At 30.3% G+C, this 19,643-nt stretch carries 14 protein-coding genes; all 14 read left to right on the top strand.

Translation table 11 applies throughout. The annotated features are described in order from the left end of the window. The first annotated feature begins 206 nt into the window (after nt 1-206). Nucleotides 207-1,577: an FAD-dependent oxidoreductase gene (locus tag I4V16_RS01885; RefSeq protein WP_195966446.1), complete on the top strand. Its 1,371-nt coding sequence runs from the start codon at nt 207-209 to the stop codon at nt 1,575-1,577. Between the two features lie 12 nt (nt 1,578-1,589). Beyond that, nucleotides 1,590-2,882 (top strand): citrate transporter, encoded by a 1,293-nt coding sequence (locus I4V16_RS01880; RefSeq protein ID WP_195966444.1) that lies wholly within the window; start codon nt 1,590-1,592, stop codon nt 2,880-2,882. A gap of 87 nt (nt 2,883-2,969) precedes the next feature. Further along, nucleotides 2,970-5,105, top strand: a complete 2,136-nt coding sequence (locus tag I4V16_RS01875; protein ID WP_207745400.1) for a hydantoinase/oxoprolinase family protein — start codon at nt 2,970-2,972, stop codon at nt 5,103-5,105. Between the two features lie 20 nt (nt 5,106-5,125). After that, nucleotides 5,126-5,752: a hypothetical protein gene (locus I4V16_RS01870; protein ID WP_195966442.1), complete on the top strand. Its 627-nt coding sequence runs from the start codon at nt 5,126-5,128 to the stop codon at nt 5,750-5,752. Between the two features lie 94 nt (nt 5,753-5,846). Continuing rightward, the gene (locus I4V16_RS01865; protein WP_195966440.1) at nt 5,847-9,188 is read left to right on the top strand and encodes a hypothetical protein; all 3,342 of its coding nucleotides are present in this window, start codon (nt 5,847-5,849) and stop codon (nt 9,186-9,188) included. Nucleotides 9,189-9,263: 75 nt separating this feature from the next. Beyond that, nucleotides 9,264-9,689 (top strand): hypothetical protein, encoded by a 426-nt coding sequence (locus I4V16_RS01860; protein ID WP_195966438.1) that lies wholly within the window; start codon nt 9,264-9,266, stop codon nt 9,687-9,689. Nucleotides 9,690-9,716: 27 nt separating this feature from the next. Next, nucleotides 9,717-10,130 carry a sialate O-acetylesterase gene (locus I4V16_RS01855; protein WP_195966436.1) on the top strand — a complete coding sequence of 138 codons (414 nt, stop codon included), beginning with the start codon at nt 9,717-9,719 and terminating at the stop codon, nt 10,128-10,130. A gap of 141 nt (nt 10,131-10,271) precedes the next feature. After that, on the top strand, nt 10,272-11,156 hold the full coding sequence (locus tag I4V16_RS01850) for an aldose 1-epimerase family protein (protein ID WP_195966434.1): 885 nt from the start codon (nt 10,272-10,274) through the stop codon (nt 11,154-11,156). Nucleotides 11,157-11,284: 128 nt separating this feature from the next. After that, complete coding sequence (locus I4V16_RS01845; RefSeq protein WP_195966432.1) at nt 11,285-12,184, top strand: ROK family protein; 900 nt, start codon at nt 11,285-11,287, stop codon at nt 12,182-12,184. 190 nt (nt 12,185-12,374) lie between these two features. Further along, complete coding sequence (locus I4V16_RS01840) at nt 12,375-12,863, top strand: hypothetical protein (RefSeq protein WP_195966430.1); 489 nt, start codon at nt 12,375-12,377, stop codon at nt 12,861-12,863. Nucleotides 12,864-13,032: 169 nt separating this feature from the next. Continuing rightward, nucleotides 13,033-13,422, top strand: a complete 390-nt coding sequence (locus tag I4V16_RS01835; RefSeq protein WP_195966428.1) for a hypothetical protein — start codon at nt 13,033-13,035, stop codon at nt 13,420-13,422. A 2-nt stretch (nt 13,423-13,424) separates the two neighbouring features. Continuing rightward, nucleotides 13,425-15,164 (top strand): phosphoadenosine phosphosulfate reductase family protein, encoded by a 1,740-nt coding sequence (locus tag I4V16_RS01830; RefSeq protein WP_195966426.1) that lies wholly within the window; start codon nt 13,425-13,427, stop codon nt 15,162-15,164. Beyond that, nucleotides 15,164-16,054, top strand: a complete 891-nt coding sequence (locus I4V16_RS01825; protein WP_195966424.1) for a DUF4007 family protein — start codon at nt 15,164-15,166, stop codon at nt 16,052-16,054. Before I4V16_RS01830 ends, I4V16_RS01825 begins: the two co-directional genes overlap by 1 nt. A 13-nt stretch (nt 16,055-16,067) precedes the next feature. After that, nucleotides 16,068-19,634, top strand: a complete 3,567-nt coding sequence (locus I4V16_RS01820) for a hypothetical protein (protein ID WP_195966422.1) — start codon at nt 16,068-16,070, stop codon at nt 19,632-19,634. Nucleotides 19,635-19,643 lie beyond the last annotated feature (9 nt).

Genomic DNA, 19,643 nt, shown 5'->3' with positions numbered 1-19,643 from the left:
ATTGATTTTTAATAGATAAAATGGATAAAAATGTGATATATTTTCAAAAGTTATGAAAGGTTTTGAAAAAAATATTCAAAATCATTGACGGGCTTTGAACAATATGGTAAAATTTGATTAAATGTTAACGTTAACAAAAATTAAAAAATTATGCTTAAATTCCAGAATTAACTTTGTCTAGATAAATTCATATGGAGGAATGCTTAATGGTAAATATTAAAACTAATAGTAAGGTGTATGATTTAATTGTAGCTGGAGGAGGTATTTCAGGTACAGTTTCAGCTATCTCAGCTGCCAGAAATGGTGCGAAGGTTTTGATTGTTGAAAAGAACGGCTATTTAGGCGGTGCTTTAACTGCATGTGGAGTAGGGCCAATGATGACCTTTCATGCAGGAGAAAAACAAGTCATCTTAGGAATTGGCGAAGAAATTGTGCAAAATTTAAAATCTAAGGGATATTCCCCAGGTCATATTCGTGATACTACAAACTATATCAGTTATTTGACTCCTTTTAGCAATGAAGGGATGAAAATAACATTAGATGAGATGGTAAGTGAAGCTGGATGTGAGGTTTTATATCATTCCTTTATTACTGATGTTGAATTTGAAGGTGATGAATTAAAATCCCTTTATATTTGCAATAAGGATGGATTAACATCATATAAAGGAAAAGTATTTATTGATGCAACAGGCGACGCAGATATTGCTAATTTTTCTAAGGTGCCATGTATATTAGGTAGAGAGTCAGATGGTGCAATGCAACCAATGACAATGAATATGAAGTTATACAATGTAGATAGTGAAGAATTAAGAGCCTATGGAAGAGCACATGCAGAGAAATTGCCTAGATTAAATAAGGATATAACATTATTAGATAAGGCTGAAAGATTATCCTTTGTAGGTTTTGATGAAGAATTTAAGGAAGCAAAAAGAAAAGGTGAATTATCAATACCTAGGGAGGACATTCTATTTTTTGAAACATCTGTACCGGGTGAATTTATTCTTAATACAACAAGAATTATTGAACATAGTGGAGTAGATGCAAAAAGTCTTTCAGAGGCTGAAACAATCGGACGTAAGCAATGTGAGGAATTATACAGGTTTCTAGTGAAAAAAATACCAGGTTTTAAAAATGCAAAAGTTGTATTAACAGGGCCTTCGGTTGGAGTAAGAGGAAGTAGACAAATATGTGGTAGGTATACATTAACTGCAGAGGATATTTTGGATAAGAGAAGATTTGAAAATGTAATTGCTCATTCAGCCTATCCAATTGATATTCATAATCCTAAAGGAGAGGGAACTATGAGTATTCATGCCAAATCCTTTGATGATTATTACAGCATTCCATATGATATTATGGTGGTTAATGAATTTAAGAATTTATTAGTTACAGGAAGATGTGTATCAGCAACTTTTGAAGCTCAAGCAGCAATTAGAACAACTCCAACATTGACAGCATTAGGACAAGCAGCTGGAGTAGCTGCAGCATTAGCAGTTAAAAGTGGTGATACTAGAAATATAGATATTAAGAAATTACAATCTTTATTAATTAAACAAGGAAGTTATATTGAAATATAGGAGGGATTAGTTATGGATAATACAATTCAATTAATTTTAATTCTAGCGGTATTCGCAGGTTTAGTAGGTTTGATGGTAGGAAGAAAGATACCAACAATTTTAGCATTACCAATTATGGCAATAGCAATAGCTTTTATAGCTGGTATACCGTTTCTTTCAGAAGATCCAGAAAAGTTCACAATAGCAAAAAATGTATTAGAAGCAGGATCTATGAGGATGGGTACAGCAATTGCTGGTCTTATATTTGGATCTTGGTTTGGTAAAGTTTTAAGTAAAGTTGGAATTACAAACACAATTATAAAGAAAGCTGCTGAACTTGCAGGAGATAAACCATTACCAATAGCATTGGCTTTCTTAGCAGTATCTTCAGTAATATTTGCAGCATCTAATGGTCTTGGTATGGTAATTCTAGTTGGTACTATTATTATACCAATTATGATATCAGCAGGATTAAGTCCATTAGTCAGTGGAATAGTTTTACTACTTGCAAATGGAATCGGAGTAACATTCTCAGTTGGTACATTAGGAGTTTATATTGATGTTTTAGGGTTATCCCTTGAAACAGTTACAAAGTATTCATGGTTATGTGGTATACCATTAATAATTGTGTCAGTTCTTATGATAGTATATTTTGTTAAATATCAAGGAAAAACAAGAAAAGCTTGGGCAATGCCTACAAGAGGACAATCAGTAGGAACAGAAAAAAATGTTAGAACTATTGCATTAATTAGTCCAGTGATTCCAGTAGTATTAGTATTTGCCTTTAAGTTACAATTAGTGCCAGCTGTTTTAATAGGTATCATAATTGCAATGGCATTATCTACTCCTAAAAATCCTATACATGTAGCATCAAGTGCATTTGTAGAAGGTATTCAAGATGTTGCAGGTGCAGCAGCATTAATGATTGGTATTGGTATGTTATTAAATTCAGTAATGGCACCAGAAGTTGCAGCAATTCTTCAACCTGCTATTAATCTATTAATACCATCAAATCCAATTATGTATGTTTTAGTATTTGGTTTATTATCACCACTTGCAATTTATCGTGGACCTTTAAATGTATGGGGACTAGGAAGTGGAATTATAGCTTTACTTGCTGCTGGAGGAATGAATCCTATAGCTGCTATGGTAGCTTTACGTTTAGATTCCAATGTACAAGCAGTATGTGATCCTACTAATTCTCATAATGTATGGGTTGCAGATTTCGTAAAACAAGATGTAAATGAAATAATTAAGAAAACAATTGGTTGGATTTTTGTATCAACAATAGTTGGATTAATAGCAGCAGCATTTATAATTTATTAGAATTATATTTTATATAGGCTTCCACCAAAAGAGGTGGGAGCCTTAGATAAACTATTATAGTACAAGATAAAATTAGGAGGAATAATTATGAGTAAAGTTAGAATTGGCATAGATGTTGGTGGAACATTCACAGATGCTGTAGCAATAGATAATGAAACATATGAATTAATAGCAAAAATGAAAATTCCAACTACCCATGAAGAAGGAGTAGCTATAGGAGTTGTAAAAATAATAAAAGCAATATTAGAAGAGAATAATATTTCTCCTGATGATGTTGTATTCATAGCACATGGAACAACACAAGCAACAAATGCTTTGTTAGAAGGTGATGTAGCAAGTGTTGGTATTGTTGGTATGGGAACAGGTTTTGATGCAAGAAGTGCCAAGAAGGAAACAAACTTAGAAAATATTGAATTAGCTCAAGGTAAATATTTAAGATCAGAACATATATTTATTGATTCAAAAGATGTTAATGATAATTCAATAAATGAAGCAATTAATAATCTAATGAAGGATAAATGCGATGTAATTGTTGCCTCAGAAGCTTATAGTGTAGATAATCCTGAAAATGAGCAGAAAGTAATTGAAATAGCAAATGAAAAAGGATTATTTGCAACAGGTGGACATGAAATTTCTGAGTTATATGGATTAAAAATGCGTACAAGAACAGCAGTTGTAAATGCAAGTTTAATACCTAGAATGATGCAAACTGCAAATATGACAGAACAGGCTGTAATAGATACTAATATAAAAACAAACTTGATGATTATGCGTTGTGATGGCGGTGTAATGAGCATAAACGAAGTTAGAAAAAGACCTATTTTAACAATGTTATCTGGACTTGCTGCTGGAGTTGCTGGTGCACTTATGTATGAAAAGGTTTCAGATGGAATATTCTTTGAGGTAGGTGGAACAAGTGTTGATATATCTATAATAAAGAATGGTAAGGTAATGATTAAATATGCCCAAGTTGGAGGACATAAAACTTACTTAAGATCCTTAGATGTTAGAACATTAGCAGTTGCTGGTGGTAGTATGATACGTGTTAAAGATAAGAAAATAGTGGATGTTGGACCAAGAAGTGCTCATATTGCAGGGATAGAATATGAATGTTTTACAGATGAAAATAAGTTTACATCACCTAAAATCAAATTTATTTCTCCTAGAGAAGAAGATCCTAAGGAATATGCAGTAGTTGAAAGTGGAACTGGAAAGGATTATTCCTTAACCCTAGCAGGAGCTGCTAATATTTTAAATTATGTTCCAGAAGGAGATTATGCAAGAGGTAATATTGATAGTGCAAGACTAGCTTGGGGGGCTTTAGCAGAATATGTAGGCTTAAGTATAGAAGAAGCTGCCAAGGAAGTAATGAACATTGCAATGAATAAACTAGCTGTAGTAATTGAAGAGTTAATTCAAGAATATGAGCTAGATAGAAAGTTTATAACACTTGTAGGTGGAGGGGGAAGTGGTGCAGTTATAGTAAATGCATTAGCTGAACATTTTGATTTCAAATGGAAGCTAGCAAAAAATGCACCATATATCTCAACTATAGGCGTTGCTCTTGCAATGGTAAGAGAGCAAATAGAACGTACTATAGCTAATCCCACAGAGGAAGATATTAAGCGTATACGTGCAGATGTAATTGAAAAGATTGTTAAATCTGGTGCTAACGAAGAAACAGTAGATGTCAACATAGAAATTGATAATCAAAAGAATATTGTACGTGCAGTAGCAACTGGTGCCACTGAATTTAGAAATAAGGACTTAAATGCAAAGTCACTTAACCAAGAAGAATTATTAGAAATTGCTTCTGATGCCCTAGGTAGTGACTTAAATAATGTGTCTCCTATTTTTAGTACAGGAAGATGGCATTTAATTGAATCAAAGGTTTCTGAAAGTAAGCTATTTGGATTGATAAAAAAGAAAAGAAGTAGCTGTTGTGTAATAGATCGTGAAGGTGTAGTAAGGTTTAAAAAGGAAAAAGTTTATTATATAAAATTTCCTAAGTCTCAAATCCATAGTAACTTTCTTGAGTTTGTTGATGAAAATACTACATTCTCTGATGCAAATGCAACTATACCTAAAGTATTTCTATTCTATAAGGAAAAGATGCTTGACTTAACAGGTATGCAAAATTTAGAACAACTACTATCAATTACTGATTTAGAAACAGAATTCCTAGGGGATAATGATGAGATTATTGCTGTAGCATATAAATAATTTTGAAATGAGGGAATATCATGACAAGGATTGAGAATTTAGACCAAGTGCTTGCCTTTGGTGAAATATCTGAGGATTTACTTTTTCATAAGATAGAAAAGAGTAGAGTGAAGGATTATATATTAAGAAGTTTAGAAATTGGACATGAGGTAGCTGATAAATATAAAGGCAAGGATATCTTCGAATTATATAAGGATAATGGAATAGATATTGAATACTCACAAAATAGTGGAAATTTTTATAAAGTTAAATTTAGAGCACAATTTGAGTGGGGAAAAGGCAAAAAAAGCAAAGTCATAATTTACAAAGATTCTATAAAAGAATTAGCTGATATTAGTGGTATATCAGAAGATTTATCTTTAAAGATTCACCTATGTCATGAATTCTTTCATTATCTTGAGTTATCAAATGATAGGATAGTTTCAGAAGAATTAGATTCTGTTGTTACAATGAAGTTTATAGGTTTAAAGCGCAAGGCTAATATTAGTAGATGCAGTGAAATAGCAGCTCATAGTTTTACTAAAAACTTACTAAAGCTAGATTATCTTCCTAACTTTTATGATTATAAGTATCTTATAAAGATGGGAGAGATAAAAGAAACATATTTAGATGAATTAGCTGAGGTATACAAAAGTTTTTGTATATAGAGGTTAAGATTATATAAGGTTTTTACTAATGTTAATAATACGAATAAAGATTTGTAAAGAATATTGAAAAAGTCTAAAGGTAAAGGAGAGAAATATGAAGAAAAGTATTTTAAAAAGAGCAAGTATACTTTCCCTTGTTATAATGATATTTTTTAATTTTACACATGCTTACGCTTATAACATTGGACAACAGGATGTATGGAATATAATTAATAAGAATATGTCAAATTTAGGCGATTGGAGAACTATTGGTGCAGGTGATGGTAAAGTAGAGTTCAATCAAGAAGAGGGGTATGCAAATATTTCTAAATCAACCTTAGCTGAGGATGAAAAAGGAAAATACTTATGGCTTGCCTCGCCTACAAAACTAGATTTGCCTGACAATGGTGCTTTTACAGTTAAGGTAGAAGCAAGAGTTCCAGCTAATGTAACTGGCATTGGAAGTGAAATATCAGTAAGGTCTAAGGGTATTGATAATAATGAGAATGGAAGAATCGCAAAGATATTTTTAACCTACGGAGATAAAAATACAGGTAAGGTTACTGCAATTAATGGAAATGGAGATAACCTTACAGTTAATATAGATACTTCTATGTGGCATGAATATACATTTCTAGTTGGAGAACGAGATAAAACTACTGGAAATAGAAATTTTACTTTATACATTGATAATAATAAAGTATTTGAGAATGTATCTGCTAAAAAAATGAAAGATGGAGATTTAATAAGACTAGGAGCAGATGTAGGTAATCTTTGTAACATAGATATTAAATCAGTAAAAGCAGGGACAGGCCTTATTAAACCTGAAGAACGTAAGGAAATATCAGAGATATTGCTTTCTTCTTACAGTCATAAAGAGGGAAATGAAGAGACTATAAAGACATCAATTAAAACTAATTTAATTAATGATGGTACAGTTTTTGAAACTATACTTGTAGATTCAAATAATGCACCAGTTAATGGAATAAGAAACACAGGAACTATTATGAATAATAAAGGTGAGGTGGATTTAACTTTGCCAGCTTCCCTTTCAAAAGGAAAATACTATGTACAAGTTAAAGTTGATGGTATATCAAGAAATTCTGATTTATATATAATATCTGAAAACTTGCAAGCACCAGTTTTTCCAAAGTTTTATTCAGTAGATGAGATTATAAAAATGGAGGATTATAAGTATAACCCAACAGAAGAATTTAACTTTCCATCAATTGTAGATACAAAAGTTCATCCAATAAAAAATCCAATAGATCGTTACTATATGTTCTATGCTCCACATGATGCTCCAGCAGGAATATGTTTAGCTACAGCTCCAACTTTAGATGGTCCATGGATTGAATATGAAAGCAATCCTATAGTTTCTAAGAGTTGGAAAGATGAAAATGGAAACTACTATTATAATGTAAGCCATGTTTCATCTCCAGATGTAATGTGGAACTCTACTTATAATAAATACTTTATGTACTTTCACGGAGAAAATACAGTAACAAGATATGCTACATCAGATGATTTAGTAAATTGGACATATGGTGGGGAAGCAGTAAGAGCTAATGATTTTTCACCAACAGGTACAGGATTGACAGAAGCAAGCTATGCACGTGTGGTAGAACACGAAATTCCTGGCTTAGATAATAAGTATATCATGACAATTATGGTAAATAACAAAGCGAATATGAGAAAAATCTATTATGCTCATTCAAAGGATGGAATAAAATGGACTGCTGTAAAGGAACCATTAGTATCTCCAGACAGTGATCCAAATATGAATTATGCTAATAATGTATCTGGGGCATATTTTATGGAATGGGAAGGTAGATATTACGTAATATGCCATGGAAGTACAGGTAATATATATTCAGTTGAAGTTGGAGAGAGTCTAGATAAAGAAATTCATTGGGGAGTAATGTATGATTCAGCTGATGATTTCCCAGATTATACAAGATCTGGTGCACCTGTATTTATGAAGGATGATAATGGTGTTTGGCACATGTTTTATGAGGGAGGCAAGCGCCTTCATGCCAATATAATTCATGCAAAAGAATTAAGTGATGAAGAGAAAAAAGAAATTAAATATGTTTCTTTAAAAATCAATAAGCCAAGTTTAGTAGCTGGTGAAAATGTAAAACCACAAGTTGAAGTATTATTAAAGGATAATAGTATTTCAGACTTAAAAAATGTAGAGCTTAAATTTAATAGTAGTAATGAAAATTTACTAAAGTATGAAAATGGTAATTTAATTGCTTTGGCTCCAGGAACAGTACAATTATCTGTTACTGCAACTTATAATAATAAAAGCGTAACTAGTGATGTATTAACTATAGAAATTTTTGAGGATGTAGATTTACCTGAATTTGAAACTGGAGAAATAATTTTAGATAGTGATGACTTAACAGGAAGAACAGGAACAAATATTGAGCTTCCTTCAGTAATTAAAGCAGAAGAATATTTTGAAGAACCTATTGATAAATATTACATGTATTTTAGCTATGCAAGTCAAAGAGGAGGAATTGCTCTAGCTACAGCTCCAAGCCCTGATGGACCATGGACTCCATATAATAATGGAGAACCAATTATAACTAGAGCTTTAAGTGGAGATTCAAATGGAGATGTAACAGGTCCAGCTCCAATATGGAATAAGGTGACTAATGAGCTTAATATGTACTATAGTCATGATAGGAAATCAGTAATGTTGGCTACTTCTAAAGATGGTATCAACTTTAAATTTGAAAAGAAAGTTATAGATTTAAGTGATTTTAATGGAAAGAGTAGTCAAGCTTATCAAGTAAGCGTTTATGAAAATGAAATAGCTAATACTGGAAATAAATATACAATGTTGATAACTGGAAACAAGGGTGGCAAGAGACAAGTTAACTATGCAACTTCTAATGATGGATTAGATTGGAAAGTAAATGAAGATGCATTAATCACACCAATAGATAAGGATAAAGGTAATATTGCATCACCAAGGTTGATGATATGGGATGACAAAAAATATATTGTATTCCATAATTCAAAAGGAGATATAGAGATTGAATCTGTAAGTGATGATTTCAAAACAACAAAGAGAATTGGTACATTATATGATTCAGTTGTAGAAGAGCCTGATTTAAATAGAGCAGCAGATGCTTGGTTTTATGAGGAAGATAATACCTTACACATGTATTACACTGCAGGAGCTAATACTGGAGGAGGATCAAAACCTAGTTCAAGGATTGCTCATACTTCAGTTAAGATGGATGAGAAGCCAACAGATCCTGACGAAAAGCCAACAGACCCTGACGTAAAACCAATAGATCCTGATGATGAATCAAATGAAATTGTAGATACACCAAAAACAGGTGATACAGTATCAACACTACCTTATGTATTAAGTATGTTTGCAGGATTTGTAATACTTTTTCTTGGCAGAAAAAAGCCTGTAAATTTAAAGGATAAATAAATTTAAATGAAAAGATCATATTAAGAAGATTTAAGTAACTTCCTAATATGGTCTTTTTTAAGGAGGAATATTAAAATGAAGCCTCGTTGTACAATTATTACTAAACCATTAAGCCCTTCAGTTTATCAAAGAAATAGTGAAAATAAAGCTATAATACCAATAGAGGTTATTTATACAAGACCTGTAGCTTCAATTGGGGTAAAAGCAGTTGGAGTAAAGATTGAAAGCCCTTGGATACCCTTAGAATTATACTACGGTAGAGGGAGTGGAACCTTAGAATTACCAAGTGGATGGTATTCAATTAAAATGAAGGCGATTGATAAGGATAAGAATATAGTTGAAGAGGATAGAATCGAAAAGATTGGTGTGGGTGAAGTTTTCATTACAAGTGGTCAATCAAATTCTATTAACTTTGGAGATACCTTAACAAAAAGTAGTGATCCTAGAGTTTTATCTTGGAACCCACAAATTAATAGGTGGGTTAATTGTGAGGATCCGTAACCTTGTGATATTGGACCTGAGGTGGATATGGGAGTAGGAGGCTCTATTTGGCCTACTTTGGGTTCTCTTTTAGCTAAGGAATTAGATACTCCAATAGGTTTCTTAGCAACAGGATGGGGAGGTGCTGGGATAGCTGAATTTGGTAAAGGAACAATTAAGTATGAGAGGATTCTTAACGCACTTAATACTATAAAAGAAACTGGAGCAAGAGCTGTCCTTTGGCATCAAGGAGAAACGGATGCTGCTTTTGAAACAACAGGTGAAGAATATGAACTATTATTAAAAGATTTGATTTATAGAAGCCGTAGAGATTCTGAAATGAATATTCCATGGGTAATAGCAAATGCTGCTTATCACCCAAAGGCACAGACTAATAATGAAAAAGTTATACTACAGGCTCAAAAAAATTGTTGTAATGGTACTGATATTATATTATATTAGGACCTAATACAGATGAGCTTCATGGGGATAATCGTATAACCAATAGTGCTCATTTTACGAAAAAAGGGTTAGAAGAACATGGCAAACTTTGGTTTTCAACCTTAAAAAGAATATTTTTCGATTCCTAGGAGGGAAATGTTTATGTTATATACGTTAAAACTAAATGAATTTACTGCCATAGCAGATTCATTTGGGGGTGAACTAATATCTTACAAAGATGGAGATGGATTAGATTATTTGTGGGGTGGTGACAAAAAGTACTGGATAGGTCGTTCTCCTCATCTTTTCCCTATTATAGGGACTTTAAGAAACAATGTAACTAATATAGAAGGAAAAAGTTTCACAATGAATAAGCATGGATTTGCTCGAAATAGTGATTTTACAGTGGCTGATAAAGGAAGCAACTATATAGTATTTTTACTTAAAAGTAATGAGGAAATTTCTAAAGTGTATCCTTATGAATTTGAGCTATATATTAAGCATGAGTTAATAGAAGATGGATTTAAAACCTCATATTGTGTAAATAACATAGATAATAAGCCAATTCACTTTTGCATTGGAGGTCATGTGGGATTTAGAGTGCCTTTAAAAGAGAATGAAAGTTTTGAAGACTATTCTATTATATTTGATAGAAAAATTAGGGGAGAAGCCTTTAATCCTCCTAATGATGAAGCATTTGATAAAGGGTCAGCTATACATTATTTAGAAAATACTAATATATTGCCACTGAAATACGAGGACTTTGATAAGGGAGCAATCATATTTGATAAAATAGAATCACACTTGATTTCTCTTAAACATAAGAAAAAAAATCAGGGAATTAGATTTTGTTTTGATAAATTTCCAGTGTTAGCATTATGGACTTTTCCAAAAAAGAAGGCTCCTTATATTTGTTTAGAACCTTGGCATGGATTACCTGCCATGACTACAGATGGAGAAGCTTTCAAGGACAAGCCATATATGATAACTTTAGATAAGAACCAGAAATTTGATATTGGTTATTCTATGAGTATAATAAGAAATTAAGTTAAACTAATATTTTATGTGTGAGTTTTTGGAAAGATTAAATTACATCAGAATTTAATTAATAGTCTAAGTTTAAGACAAGGTATAAATATAATTTATTTTTATAAAATTATGTGCAGGAGGAAGTTATGAGTTATTATTTAGGTATTGATATAGGTGGAACAAACTTAAGAGCAGCTCTTATAGATGAAGATGGAAAAATTATTGAAAAGTTTAAGGTAGATAATGAGGTTATTAAGGGGCCTGAATATAATATAGATAAGCTAGTTTTAGGCATTAAGGAAAGATGGGGAAATAAAAAAATAAGATCCATAGGCCTTGGATGCCCTGGTCCATTAGATATTAAAAGAGGAGTTATTTTAGTTACTCCAAACCTTTCATCTTGGGAATATTTTAATATTAAATCCTATTTAGAGAGAGCCTTTAATTTGCCAGTTGAAGTAAATAATGATGCTAATGTGGCAGCATTAAGTGAAGCTTTAGTTGGAGCTGGAAAAGGCAAAGAATGTGTTTATTATATTACACTTTCAACAGGTGTAGGAGGTGGCTTTATCTATAAAGGAGAAATTATAGGTGGAGCAAACAGTGTTGCATCAGAAATAGGTAATATGATTATAAATGATGATAAATATAAGCATTCAAATATGAATTATGGTGGAGTTGAGGGGCAATGTAGTGGAGTAAATATTGCTAGAATAGCTAGTGAAAGATTAGGAGAAGATGTTACTACAAAGGAAGTATTCCAGAGAGCGAAAGAAGGAAACAAAATTTGTGGTAATGTATTAAAGGAATGGCAAGTAAATGTTGCTAAAGCAATGTCCAATATAATTGTAACAGTGGATCCAGATGTAATTGTGCTTGGTGGGTCAGTTATAATAAATAACCCTGAATATTTATATGGAATTATTGAAGAAACTAAAAAGCTGGTTTATGATGGAGTAAATGTTGATATAAGATTAGCTCAAATAGGTGATGATGCAGGTTTAGTTGGAGCAGGATTGTTAACCAAAAGTAAATATAATCATTAATATATCATTCAATAAAGAAAGTATTTATATTAGATATAATAACAAAGATTTAAGTTTAGGAAGTTAGGAAACTAACTTCCTTTTTGTTTTGTATGAAATAATTTGGAAAATGATAAGATATTTAGGAGGAATATGGAACTGCATATAGAATTTTAAAGATATGAATAAAGTGTTAAAGGTTAAGTGAGATATGAATAAAGAATTTGTGAGAAATATAGCAGAAAAAGAAATAGCAATGGGGGTAGAGGTTCCCTATAGCAGAGAAGTAGATTACATAACTTTCTCTAGAGTTTTAAAGGATGATAGAGTTGTTGCCAGTTATAAAATGTATTGGCTACTAGCAATATTAGATGAAGTTCAAGAAGGTAATGTGGAAATAGAATTTAGAAAATTAATAACTAGAATGATTGCCTATGCATGGTATCCTATATCAAAATTCAGACTATACTTTGGAGCATGGGATAACCTAGGAAAGGTTGTTAATTATATTTCTGATACCTATAATTTGAAACCAAACATTAATAAAGGTGAATTAATAAAGTTTATTTATAATTCTGATGATAAAGAATTAAACAAAATGATAAAAAACTTAACATATAATGTCCCACACAAATTTTTATCACCATTTTATGATGGTATAGCTAAGGAGACTCCTCTAAAGACTTTCGTAGGAGCATAAGAGATGGATATATAAAATGTATAGAAATGGTATTTGGTGAAAATATACTATATTTATATTCAAATGGTATAATTGTTAAAATGTAATTACAAAATGATTCGATTACGCACAATATTCGACAAAATATTTAAGGCCGTTAGTATATAATTATATACGGAGAGAGGATGATATGAATTTAATGGATAAAGAACATTTTTTTTCATGGATAATAGATGAAAATGTACAAGCTACGAAAAGGGTTGATAAATCTTTTTACGTATATGGAGAGTCGGTAATTCCTATTGGAATCAGAAGATTTTTTGAAATAGAGAAGTATAGCAAAGGTGATGTCATTGATATAAAAATAATATTTAAGGGTAGAGGTTATGAGGGAAAGATTTATTTCGAGAATAACTTTAATAGAAGCAAATTAAAAATGGAAAGCGAATTGAAGTTAGGAGTACAAGAGTGTATTTGCAATTCTGTTTGTAAAGGAGATTACAACAATAATAAAGTTATTGCAAAATTCACAAAAGATACCAACAAAATATATTATATGACATTAAGTGTGGAGATATAGAGATGATTAAGTATTACTGTAATAATTGTAAGGTTGAAATGGAGAGCAGTGAATGCTCTATTTGTGGTGAAAGAACTCAAATAAAATCCCAATTATATTGGTGTAAAGAATGTAATGTACCAATGTATGAAAGTAAGTGTCCAGTATGTAATTCTAAAGGAAAGTTAATTGGGACAGATTTAAGACCTGTATTTCCTGAAGAAAGATTGCTATTAGAAATATTAATTAATGAGCCATTTAAGTTTAAAGAGGCATCTGTTTGGAATACATCTGGAAATAGATATATTGTCGATGGTACAAAGTTAAGATATTCTCAAAAGGATTTAATGAAAATGGATCCAGATGAGGTGATAAGCAAGTTAAAGGAATATAGTAGTGAAAATAACTACGAGATATTTGATAAATACATAAGAAAATTTATAGAGGTCAATCAAGACAGGTATAATTTTTTGGTTACAGAAGCGACTAATTTTATAATTAGCCAAAAAAAAACATATAAAGATGATGAAACTTTTGTATCATTTTCAGGTGGAAAAGACAGTACTGTCGTAAGTGATTTAGTTATTAGGGCATTAGGTATGCCAAGTATTATACATATTTTTGGTGATACTACTCTTGAATTTCCAATGACAGAAGAGTATGCAGATAGATTTAGAAAGGCTCATAAAAAAACACCATTTTTATCAGCGAGGAATAAAGAAAAAAACTTTTATGATATGTGTGAAGTTGTTGGACCTCCTAGTAGAGTAATGAGATGGTGTTGTACGGTATTTAAAACGGGGGCTATTACTAAGAGAATAAATACAACATTTAAGGATAAGAAAAAGATATTAACATTCTATGGGATAAGAAGAAGTGAATCTGCTAGTAGGAATAAGTATGATAGGGTGTCTGATAGCCCTAAAATCGCTAAACAGAATGTTTCTTCCCCAATAATAGATTGGTATGATTTTGATGTATGGTTATATTTGGTTACAACTGGAATAGACTTCAATTATGCATATAGGCTAGGATATACAAGAGTTGGATGTTGGTGTTGTCCTAATAATACTTCATGGGCACAATATTTAGCACAAATATATATGCCAGAACAAGCTAAAGCATGGAGAAATCAATTAATAAAGTTTGCCGTAAAAATAGGAAAACCTGATCCTGAAGTTTATATAGATGATGGGAAGTGGAAGGCGAGGCAAGGTGGTAATGGTGTGGATTATAGTGAAAATGTTTTTGTATCATTTAAACCTTGCGCGAATGAAAATGAGAGCTTCAATTATCAATTAAATAAACCTATTTCTGAGGAATTATATGAATTTTTCAAACCATTTGGATGGATTAATAAAGAAATGGGAAATTCAAGATTGGGAGAGGTTTATGTAGTAGATAAGGTTGGCAATCCAATCATTAGGTTGCAGGGAAAGATAGGAAGTAAAGAGCTTAAAGTAACTGCTTTAAAAGTTCCATTAGGTAAAGCAAGAAGTTTAAGAGATATTAGGCAACGTATTGATTGTCAGTTGACTAAATATCAATTATGTTTAGGGTGCTTAGGATGCGAAAGTGCATGCAAGCATAATGCAATAATAGTAAAGAAACCAGCACATGAAAATGAAATTATACAAAATAAAGTTAACGATACATATAGAATTTTAGATGATAGATGTGTAAGATGCGGTGAATGTATTAATCATTTTGATGGAGGCTGTTACATGAGAAAGGTTCTTATAACTAAAAGAGGTGACAGATAGTGAATAATACAAATATAAAATTAAGAGGTCATGAAACTTTTCATATTCGAGAAGGGTGGCTTAGAAAAGGGATTAATGCAATTAATGAAAATAGTTATATATTATCAGATTTACAGGAATCAGTAGACACAATAGGTGTTGGAACAGGTATGGTAAAAGCAATAAGATATTGGCTTCAAGCATTAGGACTAACAAAAGAGGAGCGAGGAGAAAAGGGGAAAAGAAAACAAAGTTTAACTAACGGATTTGGAAAATTAATATATGAACATGATCCATATTTTGAGGATTTAAGTAGTCTATATTTATTGCATTATAAACTGGTTACAAATAGAGAATTAGCAACAAGCTGGTATTTGTATTTTAATGAGTTTAAATCTACAGAAATAACGAAGACGCATATGGAGGAAACACTTAAACAATTAATATTGAATATTAATCCGGAACTAAGTGTGTCTGATAAATTATTAAATGATGATTGTAATTGTATTATAAAAACATACTATGCAGATAAAGGTGAATTAAAAAATCCAGAAGATAATATGATATGTCCATTTACAGATTTAGGACTAATAAAAAAAATATCAGTTAAGGGTAAAGAAGATATTATTGTAAAAACAGCACCTAGCAGAAAAAAATTAGATAAATTAGTAGTTTTATATGTATTATTGGAAAACTTGAATGATGGGAAATCTACAACTATTAATAACTTACTAGAAGATAGTAACAATGTAGGTAAAGTTTTTAATCTTAATAAAAGTTTAATTAATTACTATATTGATCTTTTAGAGGAAGAAAAATATATTTATGTAACTAGAACGGCAGGATTAAATACTATATATCCAACAGAAAAAGCTACAGATATTTTGAAAAAATATTATTCACAATTGTAGGAGAGAAGTAAACATGAAATATTCAGAATTTATAAAAGGTAATGAAGGATTCCAGTATTCAATAAATATACAGTATGATTTGATGAATACTTTAAAAATAAAAAGCTATATACCTACTACTACCTCCATAAGTTTATTGAAAGAGTATCTCTTGAATTGTCTAATTGATAATAGAGATAAATCTACAGTACTAATAGGACCATACGGGAAAGGTAAGAGTCATTTGCTACTTATTCTATTAGGAATTATGTGTGGCGGAAAAGATGATAAAGAAATAGGAGAGCTTATAGGAAGAATAGAAAAAATAGATAAAGAGTGTGCTAATATAGCAGAAAGTGTATTAGAAGATAAAAGGTATTTGCCTGTTGTATTGAATTTTAATTCAGGAGACTTAAGTCAATCTTTTTTAATAGGAATTAATCAAGCGTTAAAAAGCAAAGGAATTGATGATATTTTACCTAATACATATTTTGGTTCGGCAATACAAGTTATTGAGAAGTGGGAAAAGTATGAAGATACTATAAATAAGTTTAAGAGCTTAGTAAAAGATGAATTAGGAGAAGAAATCCATGATTTTAAAGAAAAGTTACATACTTTTAATACTAAAGCATATGATTTCTTCAAAAAAGCATTTAAGGAAATTACATCTGGAATTGAATTTAACCCTATGATTAATACAGATGTTGTTAAATTGTATGAAGAAACAAATCATATTTTAAAGGACCAATATAATTATGACGGCATTATTATTGTCTTTGATGAATTTAGTAAATTTATAGAAGCTAGCTCAAGTATGAATAATGCAATGGATGTAAAAATATTACAAGATTTTGCAGAGCTATGTAGCAGGTCAAAATCTCCACAAATGCATCTAGTATGTATTACACATAAAACAATTAATGAGTACATAAGTAGAATACCTCAAGAAAAAATAGATGCATGGAGAGCTATTGAAGGTAGGTTCAGAGAAATATTATTTAATACTACAAGTCAACAAAATTATGAGTTGATATCTAATGCTACTACTAAGGATATGGGGATAATAAATGAAATAGTAAAGAATAGTGACTCAAAATTAGAAAAACATTTTAGATATGCGCAAGTATTATTTGATATTAAAGATGAAGAATATTATGAAAAGATTGTTAAGGGATGCTTCCCACTAAGTCCGTATACTACATATGCATTACCTATAATAAGTGAAAAAGTAGCACAGAATGAAAGAACATTATTTACTTACCTGAGTAAAGATGAGCCAAAATCTTTAATTAATCTAGTAAATAGTGAGCAAGAAAAATGTGAAGTTGTAACAATCGATCAACTGTATGATTATTTTGAACCATTATTTAAAAAGGAAACATTTAATGAGAACATATATGAAATATGGGTAAAAGTTGATACGGCTTTAAAAATAGTATATTCAGAATTAGACAAAAAAATTATAAAGACATTAGGAATTATTTGTATTTTAAATGATTTTAACCAATTACCACCAAAAGAAGATGTTATAAAAAAGGCATTACTTATTGATAATAAAGTATTTGAAGAAGCAATTAATAATCTTATCAATTTAAATATTTTAGTATTTAGAAAAAGTAGTGAAACACTTGACTTTATGCCATTTTCAACTGTAGATATAAATGAAAAAATTACAAATGTTATAGAGGCTAAGTTTAAAGAAACTAATTATACTAAAGCTTTAACAGAGTTAGTTTCCTTAAAATATATGCTTCCTAAAAGATACAATGATGAATATAAAATGACTAGATATTTTAAAAGAGTATTTATGAGCATGGAAGAAATACTTGCTTATAGTAGTTCGGAACAGTTGCTGGAGGAATATTCAACTGATGGTATAGTTATTGATTTTGTGTACTTTAGTAGAGATGAAATAAATAAGATTGAAGCTTGGGTTGAAAAAATTAATGATAGTAGAGTTATTATAGTAATTCCAAATGAAGTTAATCAAATAAAGAGCGATATATCAGAATATAAGGCAATAAGCTATCTTAGGGATGATAAAGATTTTTTAAATCAAGATAAAGCAATTGAAAGCCAAATTCAGATTTTATATGAAGATATAATAGAAAAAATAGTTGAATATGTTAAGAGAAATTATGATATATCTAGCGATTTATGTACTGTACTTATAGATGATGAGAAATATTGCAAAGTTAAGCTCAATATTATTTCAAAGAAGTTATCTGAAATATGTAAAAAGCATTATGAAAAATCTCCAATAATAAATAATGAGCTGATTAATAAAAATGAAATTACTGGGCCTATAAGAAAAGCAAGGAATATTATTATTTCAACAATACTAGATGAAACGTATAAGCAATTCGATTATAGTAAAAACTCACCAGAGTGTTCGATATTTAGAGCTACCGTAAAAAATATTGGCTTATTAAATGGAGAAAGATCTTATGAAAAAGATATCAAATTTGTTATAAAAAAGATACGTGATTTTATAGTATCATCAAATGAAAAAGAGGTTAGTTTTGAATTATTATACAATGACTTAGTATCAGATAATTATGGCATAGGTATGAGAAAAGGTGTAATACCAATTTATTTAGCTTTTGTTTTAAAAGATTATAAGGAAGAAGCAATAATTTATTTAAAACATGGTAGAAAGAAAAAAGAGCTTATTTTAGATACAAATTTAATTGAAAATATAAATAATAACCCTAAGGAATATCTAATAAAAGTTGAAAAGGGAACAGAAGAGAAGGAAAATTACTTAAATGGATTAATAGGTATTCTTAAAGATTATATGCCTAAAGTATCTAAGAATAGATATGTAGACATATTAGAAGGAATGAGGAGCTGGTTACATTCTTTAAGTATTTATGCACAAAATCATAATGTAGATATTTTAAATAAAAAAGATATAGCTAATGATATAAAGAAATTTAGAAGTAGCTTAGTAAAATTTGATATTAATTATAGACAATTTATTTTTAAAGATTTATCTAAGATATTTGAAAAAGATAATTACAATGAAGTATTAGATAGATTTATGGAAATTAAGGGGTACTTAGATGAATTTGATAACGAAGTTATTAAGAATTTAATAGAAAAAACAAACGAAGTTATCAATAGTGAATATAAAGGAAGTTTGACTGGAAACCTATCGAGATGGTATTTAAGTCTTAATGAATATCAAAAGACTCATTTATTTGATACAACAACTAATGATTTTATTAAGTTCATAGAAAAGATAAAAAACAATGATAGTGAAGCCGTAAAAGGATTAGCACTTATTTTTACAGGTCTAGCTATAGAGGACTGGAAAGATGATACTATAAATGAATATTTGGCGGAACTAATAAAATCTAAAGATAAAGTTGAAAACTATGAGGCTTTAGTTGATAGTAATGAAACATTAGGAAGTATAAAAATAGTACTTGCAAATGAAGAGTCAGTTGTAGAGAAAAGTTTTGATAAGATAGAAATTTCTTCTTTAGGAAAAACACTGAAAAATACAATTGAAGAGTCATTAGACGAGTATGCAGGCTCAATTGATGATAATGAAAAAAGAAATATTTTAATGGAACTAATATCAAAGTATATTTAATTAAGATAG

The organism is Clostridium sp. 1001283B150210_160208_E6, from assembly GCF_015669365.1.
Classification (GTDB): Bacteria; Bacillota; Clostridia; order Clostridiales; family Clostridiaceae; genus Clostridium; species Clostridium paraputrificum.
This window is presented reverse-complemented; position numbering and strand designations above follow the sequence as displayed.

Excerpts from the sequence above, each read along its gene's own strand:
- I4V16_RS01885 (WP_195966446.1), top strand. The coding sequence starts at position 207 with ATGGTAAATATTAAAACTAATAGTAAGGTGTATGATTTAATTGTAGCT.
- I4V16_RS01880 (WP_195966444.1), top strand. The coding sequence starts at position 1,590 with ATGGATAATACAATTCAATTAATTTTAATTCTAGCGGTATTCGCAGGT.
- I4V16_RS01875 (WP_207745400.1), top strand. The coding sequence starts at position 2,970 with ATGAGTAAAGTTAGAATTGGCATAGATGTTGGTGGAACATTCACAGAT.
- I4V16_RS01870 (WP_195966442.1), top strand. The coding sequence starts at position 5,126 with ATGACAAGGATTGAGAATTTAGACCAAGTGCTTGCCTTTGGTGAAATA.
- I4V16_RS01865 (WP_195966440.1), top strand. The coding sequence starts at position 5,847 with ATGAAGAAAAGTATTTTAAAAAGAGCAAGTATACTTTCCCTTGTTATA.
- I4V16_RS01860 (WP_195966438.1), top strand. The coding sequence starts at position 9,264 with ATGAAGCCTCGTTGTACAATTATTACTAAACCATTAAGCCCTTCAGTT.
- I4V16_RS01855 (WP_195966436.1), top strand. The coding sequence starts at position 9,717 with ATGGGAGTAGGAGGCTCTATTTGGCCTACTTTGGGTTCTCTTTTAGCT.
- I4V16_RS01850 (WP_195966434.1), top strand. The coding sequence starts at position 10,272 with ATGTTATATACGTTAAAACTAAATGAATTTACTGCCATAGCAGATTCA.
- I4V16_RS01845 (WP_195966432.1), top strand. The coding sequence starts at position 11,285 with ATGAGTTATTATTTAGGTATTGATATAGGTGGAACAAACTTAAGAGCA.
- I4V16_RS01840 (WP_195966430.1), top strand. The coding sequence starts at position 12,375 with ATGAATAAAGAATTTGTGAGAAATATAGCAGAAAAAGAAATAGCAATG.
- I4V16_RS01835 (WP_195966428.1), top strand. The coding sequence starts at position 13,033 with ATGAATTTAATGGATAAAGAACATTTTTTTTCATGGATAATAGATGAA.
- I4V16_RS01830 (WP_195966426.1), top strand. The coding sequence starts at position 13,425 with ATGATTAAGTATTACTGTAATAATTGTAAGGTTGAAATGGAGAGCAGT.
- I4V16_RS01820 (WP_195966422.1), top strand. The coding sequence starts at position 16,068 with ATGAAATATTCAGAATTTATAAAAGGTAATGAAGGATTCCAGTATTCA.